General features: G+C 69.4%; 11 protein-coding genes. 8 read left to right on the forward strand and 3 right to left on the reverse strand.

Features of this window, described 5'->3' with window-relative positions; translation table 11 throughout:
• Positions 1–13 precede the first annotated feature (13 nt).
• Positions 14–1,573: an RNA polymerase sigma factor gene (locus ABTX78_RS03155; protein WP_352205091.1), complete on the forward strand. Its 1,560-nt coding sequence runs from the start codon at positions 14–16 to the stop codon at positions 1,571–1,573.
• A 137-nt stretch (positions 1,574–1,710) separates the two neighbouring features.
• The gene (locus ABTX78_RS03160) at positions 1,711–2,526 is read left to right on the forward strand and encodes a serine protease (protein ID WP_352205092.1); all 816 of its coding nucleotides are present in this window, start codon (positions 1,711–1,713) and stop codon (positions 2,524–2,526) included.
• Positions 2,527–2,656: 130 nt separating this feature from the next.
• Here ABTX78_RS03160 and ABTX78_RS03165 read toward each other — a convergent pair whose 3' ends face one another.
• Entirely contained in the window at positions 2,657–2,887 is a 231-nt protein-coding gene (locus ABTX78_RS03165) for a DUF7455 domain-containing protein (protein ID WP_352205093.1), read from the reverse strand.
• A gap of 433 nt (positions 2,888–3,320) precedes the next feature.
• Here ABTX78_RS03165 and ABTX78_RS03170 point away from each other — a divergent pair, with 433 nt between their 5' ends.
• The 5 genes from ABTX78_RS03170 (at position 3,321) to ABTX78_RS03190 (ending at position 9,565) form a co-directional block, all read left to right on the forward strand.
• The gene (locus tag ABTX78_RS03170) at positions 3,321–5,438 is read left to right on the forward strand and encodes a DNA gyrase/topoisomerase IV subunit B (RefSeq protein ID WP_352205094.1); all 2,118 of its coding nucleotides are present in this window, start codon (positions 3,321–3,323) and stop codon (positions 5,436–5,438) included.
• 101 nt (positions 5,439–5,539) lie between these two features.
• On the forward strand, positions 5,540–6,709 hold the full coding sequence (locus ABTX78_RS03175) for a sensor histidine kinase (protein WP_352205095.1): 1,170 nt from the start codon (positions 5,540–5,542) through the stop codon (positions 6,707–6,709).
• Positions 6,706–7,380: a response regulator transcription factor gene (locus tag ABTX78_RS03180; RefSeq protein WP_352205096.1), complete on the forward strand. Its 675-nt coding sequence runs from the start codon at positions 6,706–6,708 to the stop codon at positions 7,378–7,380. Before ABTX78_RS03175 ends, ABTX78_RS03180 begins: the two co-directional genes overlap by 4 nt.
• 98 nt (positions 7,381–7,478) lie before the next feature.
• Positions 7,479–7,976 (forward strand): DUF485 domain-containing protein, encoded by a 498-nt coding sequence (locus ABTX78_RS03185; RefSeq protein WP_352205097.1) that lies wholly within the window; start codon positions 7,479–7,481, stop codon positions 7,974–7,976.
• Complete coding sequence (locus ABTX78_RS03190) at positions 7,973–9,565, forward strand: monocarboxylic acid transporter (protein WP_352205098.1); 1,593 nt, start codon at positions 7,973–7,975, stop codon at positions 9,563–9,565. The genes ABTX78_RS03185 and ABTX78_RS03190 overlap by 4 nt, the downstream gene beginning before the upstream one ends.
• An 84-nt stretch (positions 9,566–9,649) precedes the next feature.
• Here the strand turns inward: ABTX78_RS03190 and ABTX78_RS03195 are convergent, their stop codons facing one another.
• Both ABTX78_RS03195 and ABTX78_RS03200 read right to left on the reverse strand, forming a co-directional pair.
• A complete protein-coding gene (locus ABTX78_RS03195; protein ID WP_352205099.1) occupies positions 9,650–10,363 on the reverse strand; it encodes a DUF7342 family protein in 714 nt (237 codons plus the stop codon).
• On the reverse strand, positions 10,360–12,012 hold the full coding sequence (locus ABTX78_RS03200) for a sensor histidine kinase (RefSeq protein WP_352205100.1): 1,653 nt from the start codon (positions 12,010–12,012) through the stop codon (positions 10,360–10,362). The genes ABTX78_RS03195 and ABTX78_RS03200 overlap by 4 nt, the downstream gene beginning before the upstream one ends.
• Before the next feature lie 329 nt (positions 12,013–12,341).
• On the opposite strand from ABTX78_RS03200, the gene ABTX78_RS03205 reads away from it, so the two are divergent.
• On the forward strand, positions 12,342–16,631 hold the full coding sequence (locus ABTX78_RS03205) for a discoidin domain-containing protein (RefSeq protein WP_352205101.1): 4,290 nt from the start codon (positions 12,342–12,344) through the stop codon (positions 16,629–16,631).
• The last annotated feature ends 24 nt before the right edge of the window (positions 16,632–16,655 follow it).

A 16,655-nucleotide genomic window follows, 5' to 3' on the forward strand; every position in this document is an offset into this window, starting at 1 on the left:
CGAGAGGTTGTTCGTGTCGGCCAGCACATCCCGTACGCTCCCGCCGGAGATCGCCGAGTCCGAGTCTGTGATGGCGCTCATCGAGCGGGGAAAGGCTGATGGGCAGATCGCCGGCGATGACGTGCGTCGGGCCTTCGAGGCTGACCAGATTCCGCCAACCCAGTGGAAGAATGTTCTGCGCAGCCTCAACCAGATCCTCGAGGAAGAGGGTGTGACGCTGATGGTCAGTGCCGCGGAGTCGCCGAAGCGCGCCCGCAAGAGCGTCGCTGCGAAGAGCCCGGCAAAGCGCACCGCCACCAAGACCGTCGCGGCCAAGACCGCCACGGCGAAAACGGTCGCGGCCTCCGCGGCGCCGACGGCCGAGTCCGTCGACGTCCAGGCCGACGACGAGGTCTCGGAGGCCGCGCCTGCCAAGAAGGCTGCCGCCAAGAAGACGGTTGCGAAGAAGACGGCGGCCAAGAAGACCGCCGCCAAGAAGACCGTGGCGAAGAAGGCCACGTCGAAGAAGGACTCCGACGAGCCCGCCGAGGGCGAGGAGCTCGTCGACGACGCGCAGCCCGGCGCCAAGGGCGAAGAGGAAGAGACCGAGGGCGAGAGCAAGGGCTTCGTCCTGTCCGACGACGACGAGGACGACGCGCCCGCCCAGCAGGTCGCGGTCGCCGGTGCCACCGCCGACCCGGTCAAGGACTACCTCAAGCAGATCGGCAAGGTCCCCCTTCTCAACGCCGAGCAGGAGGTCGAGCTCGCCAAGCGCATCGAGGCCGGCCTGTTCGCCGAGGACAAGCTGGCGAACTCCGACAAGCTCGCGCCGAAGCTCAAGCGCGAGCTGGAGATCATCGCCGAGGACGGCCGCCGCGCCAAGAACCACCTGCTGGAGGCCAACCTCCGTCTGGTCGTCTCGCTGGCCAAGCGCTACACCGGCCGCGGCATGCTCTTCCTGGACCTGATCCAGGAGGGCAACCTCGGTCTGATCCGCGCGGTCGAGAAGTTCGACTACACCAAGGGCTACAAGTTCTCCACGTACGCCACCTGGTGGATTCGTCAGGCGATCACCCGCGCCATGGCCGACCAGGCCCGCACCATCCGTATCCCGGTGCACATGGTCGAGGTCATCAACAAGCTCGCGCGTGTGCAGCGTCAGATGCTCCAGGACCTGGGCCGCGAGCCCACCCCGGAGGAGCTGGCCAAGGAACTCGACATGACCCCCGAGAAGGTCATCGAGGTCCAGAAGTATGGTCGTGAGCCGATCTCCCTGCACACCCCGCTGGGCGAGGACGGCGACAGCGAGTTCGGTGACCTGATCGAGGACTCCGAGGCCGTCGTCCCGGCCGACGCGGTCAGCTTCACTTTGCTGCAGGAGCAGCTCCACTCGGTGCTCGACACGCTCTCCGAGCGTGAGGCCGGCGTGGTCTCCATGCGCTTCGGTCTCACCGACGGTCAACCGAAGACGCTGGACGAAATCGGCAAGGTCTACGGCGTGACGCGTGAGCGGATTCGCCAGATCGAGTCGAAGACGATGTCGAAGCTGCGTCACCCGTCGCGTTCGCAGGTTCTGCGCGACTACCTCGACTGATCCGCACAGTCGATTTCCGGTCGTTCGAGGGCCCGGATCCCGTCAGGGATCCGGGCCCTCGGCATCTGTGAGGGTGCGGCTGAGGTCGACCTGCGTGACTCTGAGTGGACTCAATTCACGCAGAGTCAGGAGGCCGTATGCGTCGTCCCCTCGTCCGAGCCTTGACAGGGGCGCTGGCCCTCATTTCCACGGCGGCCCTCACGCCCCTGGTGGCGTCCGTCCCGGCCGCCGCCGACGGCGTCGTCGTGGGTGGCTCCCCGGTCCGCGCCGCCGACAGTCCCTGGGTGGTGGCCCTCTCCAGCCGTGACCGGTTCGGAGGAACCCGCGCGGGTCAGTTCTGCGGCGGCGTCGTGGTGGCGCCGACCAAGGTGATGACAGCGGCCCACTGCCTGAGCCGGACCGTGCTGGGCCAGAAGGTGAGTGACGTCGCGGACCTGCGGGTCATCGCCGGACGGTCGGCGCTGGCCGGCACGGGCGGGCAGGAGGTCGCCGTCAGTGGCAGCTCGGTCTCACCCCGTTACGACCCGGCGACCAACAGTGCGGATATGGCCGTGCTGACGCTGGCGAAGGCGCTCCCGGCGTCGTTCGTCCTGCCAGTGGCGGGAGCCGGTGACGCCGCGTACGCGCCGGGCACCAGCGCCACCGTCTACGGATGGGGCGACATGAGCGGCGGCGGCAGCTACGCCTCGTCGCTGCGTGCCGCCCGCGTGACCGTCCTGTCGGACGGGACCTGCGAGCAGGCCTATCCCGGCGGTCAGGGGGGCCGCTACGTGGCTTCCACGATGCTCTGCGCCGGAGACCCGCAAGGGGGCCACGACGCCTGCCAGGGGGACAGCGGAGGGCCGCTGGTGGCCCAGGGCCGTCTCATCGGGCTGGTGTCCTGGGGGAGCGGCTGCGGGCGGGCCGACAGTCCGGGGGTGTACACGCGGGTCTCCGCGGTGTCCGGGCCCTGAAAGGTCCCGGGATCAGAAAGGACCGCTGACGCGGTCACGGTACGAGAGCGGGCGGCCGCCCCTGGTGTTCAGGGGCTGCCGCCCGTCAGTCGGTCCTGGACCGACCTTGGCTCGTCGTGGATGTGAGGTATCAGTGATCCTCTTCACCGACGGCGGCCGGTACGGCCGTGAGTCGGTCGGTCTCATCCTGTATTTCCGCGGCGATCTTCTTGAGTTCCGGCTCGAACTTGCGTCCATGGTGGGCGCAGAAGAGCAGCTCACCGCCGCTGGTCAGGAGGACACGCAGATAGGCCTGCGCACCGCAGCGGTCGCAGCGGTCACCAGCCGTCAGCGGGCTCGCGGGGGTCAGAACAGTAGTCACGTCGCCTCTTCTCTAGCTCGACGAGCTGTCGTACCAGGGTCAACATCCAACCAGCCCGAAAACGTTCCCGCTCGGGGCTTTTCCTCGAAACTTCTTCTCAAGGTGGCTGTCTGCTGCCGGTTGGCGGCGAATGAGCCGTATTGCATCGCTCTACGGATTTCGCGTTGCTTGTCTCGATGGGCCCTCCCGGCTGGGTTGCCGGTTGTTGATGAGGACGTGCCCGGAGCCTAAATGGTTCATGCCTCGAAGGGAACGTGATGTACGCGTCACTCCATCGAGGGATCGAACAGGTATGCGACGCTGCACTAGCATGAAAAATCACGTGGGTGGCGTTACATCGGCTCTACCAGGCCTCGGTACCCTCTGACCGGCGACCGACGCCGGGCCTCTACCCCACTTGGCCACATCTGAAATTCAGCGAGGAGCGAACCGCGTGACCGCCGAAACGTCCGTGCCGTCGAGTGCGGTACTGACCGCAGACCGTGACGGGTCCAACTACACCGCGCGGCACCTGCTCGTCCTCGAAGGGCTCGAAGCGGTCCGCAAGCGCCCCGGCATGTACATCGGGTCGACCGACAGCCGCGGTCTGATGCACTGCCTCTGGGAGATCATCGACAACTCCGTCGACGAGGCCCTCGGTGGCTATTGCGACCACATCGAAGTGATCCTCCACGACGACAGCTCCGTCGAGGTCCGGGACAACGGCCGGGGCATCCCGGTCGACGTGGAACCCAAGACCGGCCTGTCCGGCATCGAGGTCGTGATGACCAAGCTGCACGCCGGCGGCAAGTTCGGCGGTGGCTCGTACGCCGCCTCCGGCGGTCTGCACGGCGTGGGCGCCTCCGTGGTCAACGCGCTCTCGGCCCGCCTCGACGTCGAGGTCGACCGCAACAGCGCCACCCACTCGATCAGCTTCCGCCGTGGGGTGCCCGGCATGTTCACCGAGCAGGGCCCCGACGCCCCGTTCGACCCGGCGAACGGCCTGCTGAAGGGCAAGCGGGTGCCCAAGGCCCGCACCGGCACCCGCGTGCGGTACTGGGCGGACCGCCAGATCTTCCTCAAGGACGCGAAGCTCAACCTGGACACGCTCCACCAGCGCGCCCGGCAGACCGCTTTCCTGGTGCCCGGTCTCACCATCGTCGTGCGCGACGAGCGGGACCTGGAGGGCGAGGGCAAGAGCGAGGAGATCTTCCGCTTCGACGGAGGCATCAGCGAGTTCTGCGAGTACCTCGCCCAGGACAAGGCCGTCTGCGACGTGGTGCGGCTCACCGGCACCGGCAGCTTCAAGGAGACCGTCCCGGTCCTGGACGACCGCGGCCACATGACCCCCACCGAGGTCACCCGGGAGCTCGGCGTCGACATCGCCCTGCGCTGGGGCACGGGCTACGACAGCACGGTCAAGTCCTTCGTGAACATCATCGCCACCCCCAAGGGCGGCACCCACGTCTCCGGCTTCGAGCGTTCGCTGACCCGGACGGTGAACGAAGTGCTCCGTTCGGCCAAGATGCTGCGCGTCGCCGAGGACGACATCGTCAAGGACGACGCCCTGGAGGGGATCACCGCGGTCGTCACCGTCCGGCTGGCGGAGCCCCAGTTCGAGGGCCAGACCAAGGAGGTGCTCGGCACCTCGGCCGCCAACAGGATCGTCGCAGGCGTCGTCGCCAAGGAGCTCAAGGCCTTCCTGACCTCCACCAAACGTGACGCGAAGGCGCAGGCCAGGGCCGTCCTGGAGAAGGCCGTCTCCGCCGCGCGCACCCGGATCGCCGCCCGGCAGCACAAGGAGGCCCAGCGCCGCAAGACGGCCCTGGAGTCGTCCTCGCTGCCGGCCAAGCTCGCCGACTGCCGCAGCGACGACGTGGAGCGCAGCGAGCTCTTCATCGTCGAGGGGGACTCCGCGCTCGGTACCGCCAAGCTGGCGCGGAACAGCGAGTTCCAGGCGCTTCTGCCGATCCGCGGAAAGATCCTCAACGTCCAGAAGTCGTCCGTGTCGGACATGCTGAAGAACGCCGAGTGCGGCGCGATCATCCAGGTCATAGGAGCCGGCTCGGGCCGGACGTTCGACATCGACGCCGCCCGCTACGGAAAGATCGTGCTGCTCGTCGACGCCGACGTCGACGGAGCCCACATCCGCTGTCTGCTGCTGACGCTGTTCCAGCGCTACATGCGGCCGATGGTGGAGGCGGGCCGGGTCTTCGCCGCGGTGCCGCCGCTGCACCGGATCGAGCTGGTCCAGCCCAAGAAGGGCCAGGACAAGTACGTCTACACCTACTCCGACAACGAGCTGCGGCAGACCCTGCTGGAGTTCCAGCGCAAGGGGGTCCGCTTCAAGGACTCCATCCAGCGCTACAAGGGTCTCGGCGAGATGGACGCCGACCAGCTGGCGGAGACGACGATGGACCCGCGTCACCGCACGCTGCGCCGGATCAACATCGGTGACCTCGACTCCTCCGAGCAGGTCTTCGACCTGCTGATGGGCAACGAGGTCGCGCCCCGCAAGGAGTTCATCACCAGCTCCGCGGCCACGCTGGACCGGTCCCGGATCGACGCCTGATCCACCGTCCGCCCACCCAGGGGTGGAGCCGCCGGCTCCACCCCTGAGCCGATTCCGGGCGGCGCCCCTCCTCCGTAGCATCGAGGCGATGGAGGAGGGGCATGAACGTGCTGAGCAGCAGGGGGACCGCGTGGCCCACGCATGAGTCGCTGTCCCGGATCGGTGTGCCGCGCACCCGCGCGGTCCTGGACGGCATCGTGCTCGCCGGACTGGCCACATGGGCACTGGCCGGCTCCTACGCCTCCGGTGCGTTCAGCGGCCTGGAGACGGTCCTGCCGGTCGTCGGGCTGCTGCTCTGCGTGGGCGCCGTCCTCGCCTTCCACGAGACGACTCTGAAGCACCGGCTGCTGCCGTCCCTCGGCATGCTGCTCGTCCTCGCCGTGGTGGGCTGGGGGGCGTACGCGAAGGGCGCCGAGGTGGCCGCGGCCGTCCCGTGGATCACGGCGGCCATCCTGGCGATGGAGCGGCTGCCGCTCGCGTACGGCCTGGCCACCGGGGTGCTGATGGTCGGCTCCTTCGCGATGATGCAGCAGGGCGGACCGCTCGGGTCGGGCATCACCGTGGCCGCCATCCTCTTCGGCGGCTACTCGCTCCGTCTGGACGGGCAGGCCCGCGGCGCGGGGTTCCGGCTGCTCGCACAGGAGCGGGCCGCGCGCGAGGCCGAGGCCACCTCGGCGGCTCTCGGGGAACGCGCCCGGATCGCGAGGGAGATCCACGACGTCCTCGCCCACAGCCTCTCCGCGCAGCTCGTGCACCTGGAGGCCGCCCGGATCCAGATCGAGAGAGAGCCGGCAGGGCCCTTCCGCGACCGGATCCTGGAGCGGGTGGTCGCGGCCCGCGGCATGGCGCGCGAAGGGCTCGCCGAGACCAGGCAGGCGCTGTCCGCGCTCCGCGGCGAGATGGTGCCCGTCGAGGACTTCCTGCGGGAGCCGGCCGTCGCCGACGGAGCCGCGACCGAGGTGAGAGGCGACCCGCGGCTGCTGACCGCCGAGGCTTCACAAGCTGTACGCAGGGTGGCCCAGGAGGCCCTCACGAACGCGCGCAAACACGCCCCAGGCGCCACGGTCCGGGTGCTGCTTGCCTACGAGACGGACCACGTGATGCTGGAAGTACGGGACTCGGGCACGGCCGAGAAGACCGGCGAGCTCGGGGCCTCCGGCTCCGGGTACGGTCTGCTGGGAATGCGCGAGCGGGCCGAACTCCTCGGCGGCAGCCTGGAGGCGGGACCGGAGGGAGAGGGTTTCGTGGTGCGGCTGCGAGTGCCGGCATGAGCGAGCGGAACGCCAGAGTGATCGTCGCCGACGACCAGGCGGTGGTGCGTGAGGGCATCGTGATGCTGCTGGGGCTGCTGCCCGGCATCGAGGTCGTCGGCTCGGCCAGGGACGGCGACGAAGCGGTCGCCCTGGTCGCCGAACTCGCCCCCGACGTCGTCCTGATGGACCTGCGGATGCCCCGCTGCGACGGCGTCGAGGCCACCCGCCGGATCCGCAGCGAGTATCCCGCCACCCAGATCGTGGTGCTGACGACGTACGCCGACGACGAGTCCCTCTTCCCCGCGCTGCGGGCGGGAGCACGTGGCTATCTCACCAAGGACGCCGACGGCGACGAGATCGTCCGGGCGATCCAGGACGTCATGGCCGGCCGGGCCGGACTCTCACCGGTCGTCCAGCGCCGTCTCCTGGAGCAGGTCACCGCCGCCGGCCCGCCGGCCGCGCCGCCGCTGCCCGACGGTCTGACCGCCCGTGAGGGCGAGGTGCTCACCCTCATCGCGGAAGGGCTCAACAACACCGAGATCGCCCGACGGCTGCACATCTCCACCGCCACCGTGAAGACCCACATCAACAACCTCTTCTCGAAGGCCGATCTGCACGACCGCGCCCAGGCCGTGCGCTACGCCTACCGGGAAGGTCTGGCGCAGCCACCTGGGACGAGCGTCACCTGATGGGGTGAAGACCGGCGGGAGAAGAGTCCGGGATCTTCCCGCTCTGTCCATCCTTGGGCACGCGGCCGAAACGGTTCGCTGACAAGGAGAGTTGATCGGTGGACAAGCAGGACGGGCAGGACGCCGCCGCGGTGCGGCTCGACGACCCGTGGTACGACGCGCTGGCCGCCGGCTGGGGCGAAGTGGACAGCACGGGGGCTCCCGCCACCGCCGCCCCGGTGCAGCCGGTGGAGCAGGCCGCCGACCGGCCCGGGACCGCCGAGATCTACCTGGAGGTGCACCGCAGCGCCGCCTTCCAGGAGGTCCGCAGCCGCTACCGCCGTTTCGTCGTCCCCGCCGCCCTCGCTTTCTTCCTCTGGTACCTGGCCTACGTCGTGGCGGCCACCGCCGCTCCCGGTCTGATGGCCCGGCCCGTCGCGGGCGCCGTGAACGTCGCCATGGTCGCGGGCCTCGGCCAGTTCCTCACCACCTTCCTGCTGACCTGGGCCTACACCCGCCATGCGCGACTGCACCGGGACCGGGCCGCGCTCGATCTGCGCTGGACCGTGTTCGACCGGGCGAGGGCGCAGGAGACGGCCCGGGGGAGCGAGCGGTGACCGGCGACCACCAGACCCTGGCGCTGCTGTTGTTCAGCGCGTTCATCGCGGTCACGCTCGGCATCACCACCTGGGTGAGCCGCAACCGACACGGCTCGGCGGAGGAGTTCTACGCCGGCGGACGGCTGTTCTCCCCGATGGAGAACGGTTTCGCCATCGCCGGCGACTACATGTCCGCCGCCTCCTTCCTCGGCATCTCCGGTCTGATCGCCCTCTACGGGTACGACGGCATGCTCTACTCCGTTGGCTTCCTCGTCGCCTGGCTGGTCGTGCTGCTGCTCGTGGCCGAACTCGTGCGCAACTGCGGCCGGTTCACCCTCGCCGACGTCGTCGCGTCGAGGATGCGGGAGCGGCCGGTGCGCATCGCGGCGGGCACGTCGTCGGTCACGGTGTCGGTGCTCTACCTGCTGGCGCAGATGGTCGGCGCCGGCAGCCTCGTCGCCCTGCTCCTCGGCGGCACCAGCGAGGCCGCTCAGTCCTGGACGGTGATCGGCGTGGGCGCGCTGATGGTCATCTATGTGTCGTTCGGCGGGATGCGGGCGACGACCTGGATCCAGATCGTCAAGGCCGTCCTGCTGATGGCGGGCGCGATCGCCATGACGCTGCTCGTCCTCGCCCGCTTTCAGGGCGATGTCAACCACCTGCTCAACACCGCCGCCGAACGCAGCGGCCACGGCAAGGACTTCCTCTCGCCCGGCCTGCGGTACGGCGGCGATTGGACCGCGCGGCTGGACTTCATCAGCCTCGGTCTGGCGCTCGTCCTGGGCACGGCCGGTCTGCCGCACATCCTGTCCCGCTTCTACACCGTGCCCACCGCGCGGGCCGCCCGCCGTTCGGTGGTCTGGTCGATCGGCCTCATCGGCAGCTTCTACCTGATGACGATCGTGCTCGGCTTCGGCGCCGCCGCGGTGCTCGGCACCGAGGAGGTCCGCGCCTCCAACGCCGCGGGGAACACGGCCGTACCGCTGCTCGCCCTGGACCTCGGGGGCGGCGCGGGTTCCACCGGAGGCACGGTGCTGTTCGCGGTGGTCGCCGCGGTCGCCTTCGCGACGATCCTGGCGGTGGTCGCCGGTATCACTCTTGCCTCGTCGGCCTCGGTCGCCCACGATCTGTACGCCTCGCTCAAGCGCCGGCACGCCAAGCAGCGCAGCGAGGTCGCGGTCGCGCGGCTCGCCGCCGCCGGGATCGGTGCCGTGGCCATCGCCCTCGGTCTGCTGGCCCGCGATCTGAACGTGGCGTTCCTGGTGGGCCTGGCCTTCGCGGTCGCCGCCTCCGCCAATCTGCCCGTCCTGCTCTACTCGTTGTTCTGGCGGAACTTCACGACGCGCGGCGCCGTCTGGTCGGTGTACGGGGGACTGATCCCCGCCATGCTGCTGGTGGTGCTCTCGCCGGTGGTCTCCGGCAGCCCGGAGTCCCTGTTCCCGGGCGTCGACTTCCATCTCTTCCCGCTGCAGAACCCGGGCGTGATCTCCATTCCGCTGGGCTTCCTCGCCGGCTGGATCGGTACCGTCACCTCCTCGGAGCCGCCGGACGACGCCCGGCACGCCGAGACGGAGGTACGGGCGCTGACCGGGGCGGGCGCGGTCTGACGCGGGTTTCGTCCGACGCGGGCGGGGTCTGGCGCGGCGGGGTCTGGCGCGGGCGGGGTCCGACGCGGTATCCACGACGCTCGGTCAGAGACTCGCCGACCAGGAGTAGCGGTGCTCAGGGCGACCGGTTTCGCCGTACCGCAGGCTCAGTTGCACGCGGTTCGTGCGCTCCAGCAGTTTCAGATAGCGCTGGGCGGTCTGTCTGCTGACGCCGGCCCGGTCCGCGATCTCCTGCGTGGGCAGTGGCCCGTCGGCCGCCAGCAGCACCTGGCGTACGGCCTCGGCGGTGGTCGGCGAGTGGCCCTTGGGCAGATCGGGGGCGACCGATCCGGCCGACAGCGCGCCGAAGATCCGGTCCACCTCGGCCTGTTCCGCCTCGCCGCCACCACGCAGCGTGCGCCGCAGCCCCGCGTACGCCTCCAACTTGGCCCGCAGACCCGCGAAGTTGAACGGTTTGACCAGGTACTGGAGCGCGCCGTGGCGCATCGCCGCCTGGACGGTGGCCACGTCGCGGGCCGCCGTCACCATGATGACGTCGGTCTGATGGCCCAGCCGGCGCAGCTCCCGGACGACCGCGAGACCGTTCCCGTCCGGCAGATAGTGGTCCATGAGCACCAGGTCCACGGGCGTGTCGGCGATCCGGGCAAGCGCCTCGGTCGCCGAATGCGCTGTGGCCACGACCCGGAAGCCCGGCATCTTCGCCACATAGGCCGCGTTGATCTCCGCCACGCGTACGTCGTCGTCCACGACGAGGACCTCGACCGGGTCACCGGCGTTCTCGGCGGGCCGGTCGTTCACCGTGCCTCCCCGGCGACTGCCGGCTCCGGATCGGCGAGTTCGGTCAGTGCTTCGGGAAGCACGACGGTGAACTCCGCGCCTCCGCCCGCCGCTTCGCCGACCCGGGCGCTGCCGCCCTGTCGTTCCGCGAGTCTGCGCACCAGTGCCAGCCCGATGCCGCGCTTGCCGTGGGCCGGGAGTTCCTTGGTGGACCAGCCCTCGGTGAAGATCTGCTCACGCTGTTCGGGCGGGACTCCGGGGCCGCTGTCCGAGATCCGCAGCACCGCTGTACGCCCTTCTGCCCGCAGGCGGAGCTCGACGCGGGCCTCCTCGGAGCCGGCCGCGGCGTCCATGGCGTTGTCGACGAGGTTGCCGACGACCGTGACGATGCCGCGCGGATCCACCAGGCGGTCGGGCAGCAGGGTGTCCGGCGCGATGCGCAGGGAGACTCCGCGCTCGGCCGCGACGGTCGCCTTCCCCACCAGAAGGGAGGCCAGCAGCGGGTCGTGGATCTTCTCGGTGACCTGCTCGGCCGTGGCCCGGTGCACCCCGACGACCTCGGTGACGAACTCCACCGCCTCCTCGTGCATCTCCAGCTCCAGCAGCCCGAGCAGGGTGTGCAGGCGGTTGGCGTGCTCGTGGTCCTGGGCCCGCAGGGCGTCGATGAGTCCGCGGGTGGAGTCCAGCTCCCGGCCCAGCTGCTCCAGTTCGGTGCGGTCACGCAGGGTGGCGACGGCGCCGCCGTCGTCCGTGGGCATCCGGTTGGCGATCAGCACGCGGTGGCCGCGCACGGTGACGAGGTCCTCGCCGGTGACGCGGCCGGTGAGGACGTCGGCCGTACGGCCCTCGCCCAGCACCTCGGTGAGCGGCAGGCCCCTGGCATCGGAGCCGAGGCCGAGCAGCCGCTGCGCCTCGTCGTTGATCAGCCGGACCCTGCCCGCCGCGTCGAGGGCCACCACGCCCTCGCGGATGCCGTGCAGCATCGCCTCCCGCTCGGCCAGCAGGGCGGCGATGTCGGAGAAGGCCAGGTCATGGGTCTGGCGCTGGAGTCTGCGGGAGATCAGATAAGCGGCCAGCGCCCCGACGGCCAGGGCGCCCCCGGCGTAGGCGAGCAGGCCGGGGATCGCCGCGAGGAGACGGGCGCGGACACTGTCGTACTCGATGCCGACGGACACAGCTCCGACGATCGCGCCGCTGTCGTCGCGCAGCGGGACCTTGCCCCGGGCGGAGCGGCCGAGCGTGCCGCTGTCGATCTCCATGACGTCCCGGCCCGCGAGCGCGTCACTCGGGTCCGTCGAGACGACCCGGCCGATCTGGGCGGTGGAGGTGTGCGACCAGCGCACCCCGGTCCGGTCCATGATCACGACGTACTCGGCTCCGGTGGCCCTGCGGATCCGCTCGGCCTCGGCCTGGACCGGTCCCGTGGGGGTGGGCTCGGTCCCGGTGAGGTCCTCGGCCACCTCGGTGGACGCCGTGGTCTCGGCGATCGCCAGCGCCCGGCGCATGGCCTGGTCGTCGAGCTGCTGGCTGAGAGGCGCCAGAAAGAGACCGGTGGCCAGGACGGTCACACCGGTCGCGATGGCCAGCTGCATCAGCAGGACCTGGGAGAAAACCCGCCGCGGCCAGCCGAACCGCCGGCGGCCGGCCGGCGGGGTCGGTTCGGGACTCATGCCTACGAACGGTAGAGGTCGAGCAGCTCTTTCTGAAATTTCCCGACGGTGACGCAAGCCGCTTGCGTTATATGCGGTCCGTTTGCGATTTCCTGAAAGTCGGCGATAAAGCCGCTGGTGTGGGCGGACTCAGGAGTTCCAGGGCGATCCACGGCGAAATTTGACGCGGTCATGGCGGTAGACGACTTAGCAGTTCTCTGCAACTCTCTGACCGCTGAACGCAAAAGTCTCAGTTCAACCGTGCACAAACGCCAGTCGCACGGGCACGTCGTCATGTACGCCGACAGAGCCGCGCCTCGCCTCGGCGCGAGGCCGAAGATCGGGGACAAATGAGACCGCAACGCCGGAGTTGTCGGGTGCTCTCCGCCGTGATCACGACCAGCCTTCTGCTGATCGGATGGCCGACGCTCACCGCCTCGGCGGCCGACGGCCCCAATATCGCCGCGGGCAGGCCCGCGACCGCCAGCACCGCCCATGCCGAGTACTCCGCCGGGAACATCACCGACGGCAGCCAGGGGACGTACTGGCAGAGCGCCGGAGGAGGCCTTCCGCAGTGGGTGCAGACCGACCTCGGGGCCACCAGCCGGGTCGACGAGGTGGTGCTGAAGCTGCCCGCGGGCTGGGAGAGCCGCAGCCAGACTCTGTCCGTGCAGGGCAGCGCGGACGGCACCAGTTTCACCACGATCAAGACCTCGGCCGCCTACAGCTTCCAGCCGGGCTCGGGCAATACCGTGACGGTCGGCTTCCCGGCCACCCAGACCAGATTCGTCCGCGTCCACATCACGGCCAACACCGGCTGGGCCGCCGCCCAGCTCAGTGAGCTGGAGGTGCACGCGGCCGGCGCGTCGTCCGTCAATCTGGCCCGGGGCAGGACGCTCACCGCGAGCAGCCACACCGAGGTCTACACCGCGGCCAACGCGAACGACGGCAACAAGGCCAGCTACTGGGAGAGCGCCAACGGCAGCCTCCCGCAGTGGATCCGAGCCGACCTCGGCGCATCCGTCCGCATCGACCGCGTGGTGCTGCGGCTGCCGGACGGCTGGCCGGATCGAACGCAGACCCTCCAGATCCAGGGCAGCGCCAACGGCACCGACTACACGGACCTGACCGCGTCCAAGGCGTACGCCTTCAACGCGGCAGGCGGACAGTCTGCGACGATCACCTTCGACGCCGCCACCACGCGGTACGTCCGGGTCCTCGTCACCGCCAACTCCGGGCGGGCGGCAGCCCAGCTGTCCGAGCTGGAGATCTACGGTCCGGCCACCGGGGACACCCAGGCTCCGACCACGCCCACCGAACTCAGCTACACGGAACCGGCCACCGGACAGATCAGGCTGGCCTGGAAGCCGTCCACCGACAACACCGCCGTGACCGGCTACGACATCTACGCCAACGGTGACCTGCGGACCAGCGTGGCGGGCAATGTCACGACGTTCACCGACACCCAGCCGGCGAGCGCGACCGTGTCGTACTTCGTGCGGGCCAAGGACGCGGCCGGTAACCAGTCCGGCAACAGCAACACCGTCACCCGCAGGGGCGACACCGGCGACACCCGGGCCCCGACGGTCCCGTCCAACCTCGCCTTCACGGAACCCGCCGCCGGACAGATCAGGCTGACCTGGGGGGCGTCGACCGACAACACGGCGGTGACCGGCTACGACATCTACGCGAACAACTCGCTGCGCCAGAGCGTGGCGGGCAATGTCACGACGTTCACGGACACCCAGCCGGCGAGCGCGACCGTGTCGTACTTCGTGCGGGCCAAGGACGCGGCCGGTAACCGGTCCGGCAACAGCAACACCGTCACCCGCAACGGCAGCGGCGGCAACGGGTCCAACCTCGCGGTCGGCAAGCCGATCACCGCGTCGTCCGTGATCCACACGTTCGTCGCCGAGAACGCCAACGACAACAGCCTCGCCACCTACTGGGAGGGCGCTGCCGGCAGCTACCCGAACACCCTCACCGTCAAGCTGGGCGCCAACGCCGACGTCAGCAGCCTCGTCCTGAAGCTCAACCCGGACAGCTCCTGGGGCAGCCGTACCCAGAACATCCAGGTCCTCGGCCGCGAACAGAGCGCATCCGGCTTCGCCGGCCTGGTGACCGCCAAGGACTACACCTTCAACCCCGCGAGCCAGAACGCGGTGACCGTCCCGGTCGACGCCCGCGTCGCCGACGTCCAGCTGAGGTTCACCTCCAACTCCGGTTCGTCCGCAGGACAGATCGCCGAGTTCCAGGTCATCGGAGTCGCCGCGCCCGATCCGGACCTGGAGGTCACCGGTCTCACGGCCGCGCCCGCCGCGCCCGTCGAGTCGGATCCGATCACCCTGTCCGCCACCGTCCGCAACAGCGGTCCCGCGGCCTCCGCCGCGAGCACCCTCGCCTTCCGCCTCGGCGGGACGAAGGTGGGATCGGCCGGGGTCGGGGCCCTCGCGGCCGGGGCGCAGACCACGGTCAGCGCCACCATCGGCGCCCGCGACGCGGGTACCTACCAGCTGAGCGCGGTAGCCGACGAGGCGAACGCCGTCATCGAGCAGAACGAGTCCAACAACACCTACACCAGCCCCACCTCGCTGGTGGTGAAGCCCGTCGACAGTTCCGACCTGCTCGCCTCGGCCGTGAACTGGACGCCCAGCGGCGCCTCCGCCGGTGACACCGTCACCTTCTCCGTGGCCCTGAAGAACCAGGGCACGGTCGCCTCGGCAGGCGGCAGCCATGGCATCACCCTGACCCTGACCGACTCCAAGGGCGCCACAGTGAAGACCCTCACCGGTGCGCACAGCGGGGTCATCGCCGCGGGCGCGACCGCCGCGCCGGTGAACCTCGGCACCTGGGCCGCCGCCAACGGCTCGTACACCGTGAAGGTGGTCGTCGCCGACGACGCCAACGAACTGCCCGTGAAGCGCGCCAACAACACCAGCAGCCAGTCGCTGTTCATCGGCCGCGGGGCGAACATGCCCTACGACATGTACGAGGCCGAGGACGGCTCCGCGGGCGGCGGAGCGGCTGTCGTCGGGCCGAACCGCACGGTCGGCGACATCGCGGGAGAGGCCTCGGGCCGAAAGGCCGTCACCCTCAACAACACCGGTAACTACGTGGAGTTCACCACCAGGGCCAGCACGAACACCCTGGTGACCCGGTTCTCCATCCCGGACGCTCCCGGCGGCGGAGGCATCGACTCCACGCTGAACGTGTATGTCAACGGCACCTTCCGCAAGGCCATCGACCTCACGTCGAAGTACTCCTGGCTGTACGGCGCGGAGGCCAGTCCCGGGAACTCGCCGGGCGCCGGCGCCCCTCGGCACATCTACGACGAGGCGCACGTCATGCTGGGCGAGACCGTCCCGGCGGGCAGCAGGATCAGGCTGCAGAAGGACGCGGCGAACACCTCGCGCTACGCGATCGACTTCGTCAATCTGGAGCAGGTCGCGCCGGTCGCCAACCCGGACCCGGCGAGGTACACCGTCCCGGCCGGATTCACGCACCAGGACGTGCAGAACGCCCTGGACAAGGTGCGCATGGACACCACCGGCACGCTGGTCGGCGTGTACCTGCCGGCCGGTGACTACCAGACGGCGAGCAAGTTCCAGGTCTACGGCAAGGCCGTCAAGGTGGCCGGCGCGGGGCCCTGGTACACCCGCTTCAACGCCCCCTCGACCCAGGACAACACCGATGTGGGCTTCCGGGCGGAGGCGTCGGCGAAGGGCTCGTCGTTCGCGGGCTTCGCCTACTTCGGGAACTACACCTCGCGCATCGACGGCCCGGGCAAGGTGTTCGACTTCTCCAACGTCACCGACATCGTGATCGACAACATCTGGAACGAGCACATGGTGTGCCTCTACTGGGGCGCGAACACCGACAAGATCACGATCAAGAACTCCCGGATCCGCAACATGTTCGCCGACGGCATCAACATGACGAACGGCTCGACGGACAACCTCGTCACCAACAACGAGGCCCGGGCCACCGGTGACGACAGTTTCGCCCTGTTCTCGGCGATCGACGCCGGTGGGGCGGACATGGAGAACAACGTCTACGAGAACCTGACGTCGATCCTCACCTGGCGTGCGGCCGGCATCGCCGTCTACGGCGGTTACAACAACACCTTCCGCAACATCCACGTCGCCGACACCCTCGTCTACTCGGGCATCACGATCAGCTCGCTGGACTTCGGGTATCCGATGAACGGCTTCGGGACCGAGCCGACGACCGTCGAGAACGTCTCGATCGTCCGGGCCGGCGGCCATTTCTGGGGGGCGCAGACCTTCCCCGGCATCTGGCTGTTCTCGGCCTCGAAGGTGTTCCAGGGGATCCGCGTCAACAACGTCGACATCGTCGATCCGACGTACAGCGGCATCATGTTCCAGACCAACTACGTGGGAGGTCAGCCGCAGTTCCCGATCAAGGACACCGTGCTCACTGACATCTCGATCACCGGTGCACGCAAGAGCGGCGACGCCTTCGACGCCAAGTCCGGCTTCGGCCTCTGGGCGAACGAGATGCCCGAGCCGGGCCAGGGGCCCGCGGTGGGTGAGGTCACCTTCAACGGCCTGCGGTTCGCCGGCAACGTCCAGGACATCAAGAACACCACCTCCACCTTCAAGATCAACATCAATCCCTAGATCGACCCCGGGATCAAGCCCGTG

The organism is Streptomyces sp. NPDC096193, from assembly GCF_040302905.1.
Classification (GTDB): Bacteria; Actinomycetota; Actinomycetes; order Streptomycetales; family Streptomycetaceae; genus Streptomyces.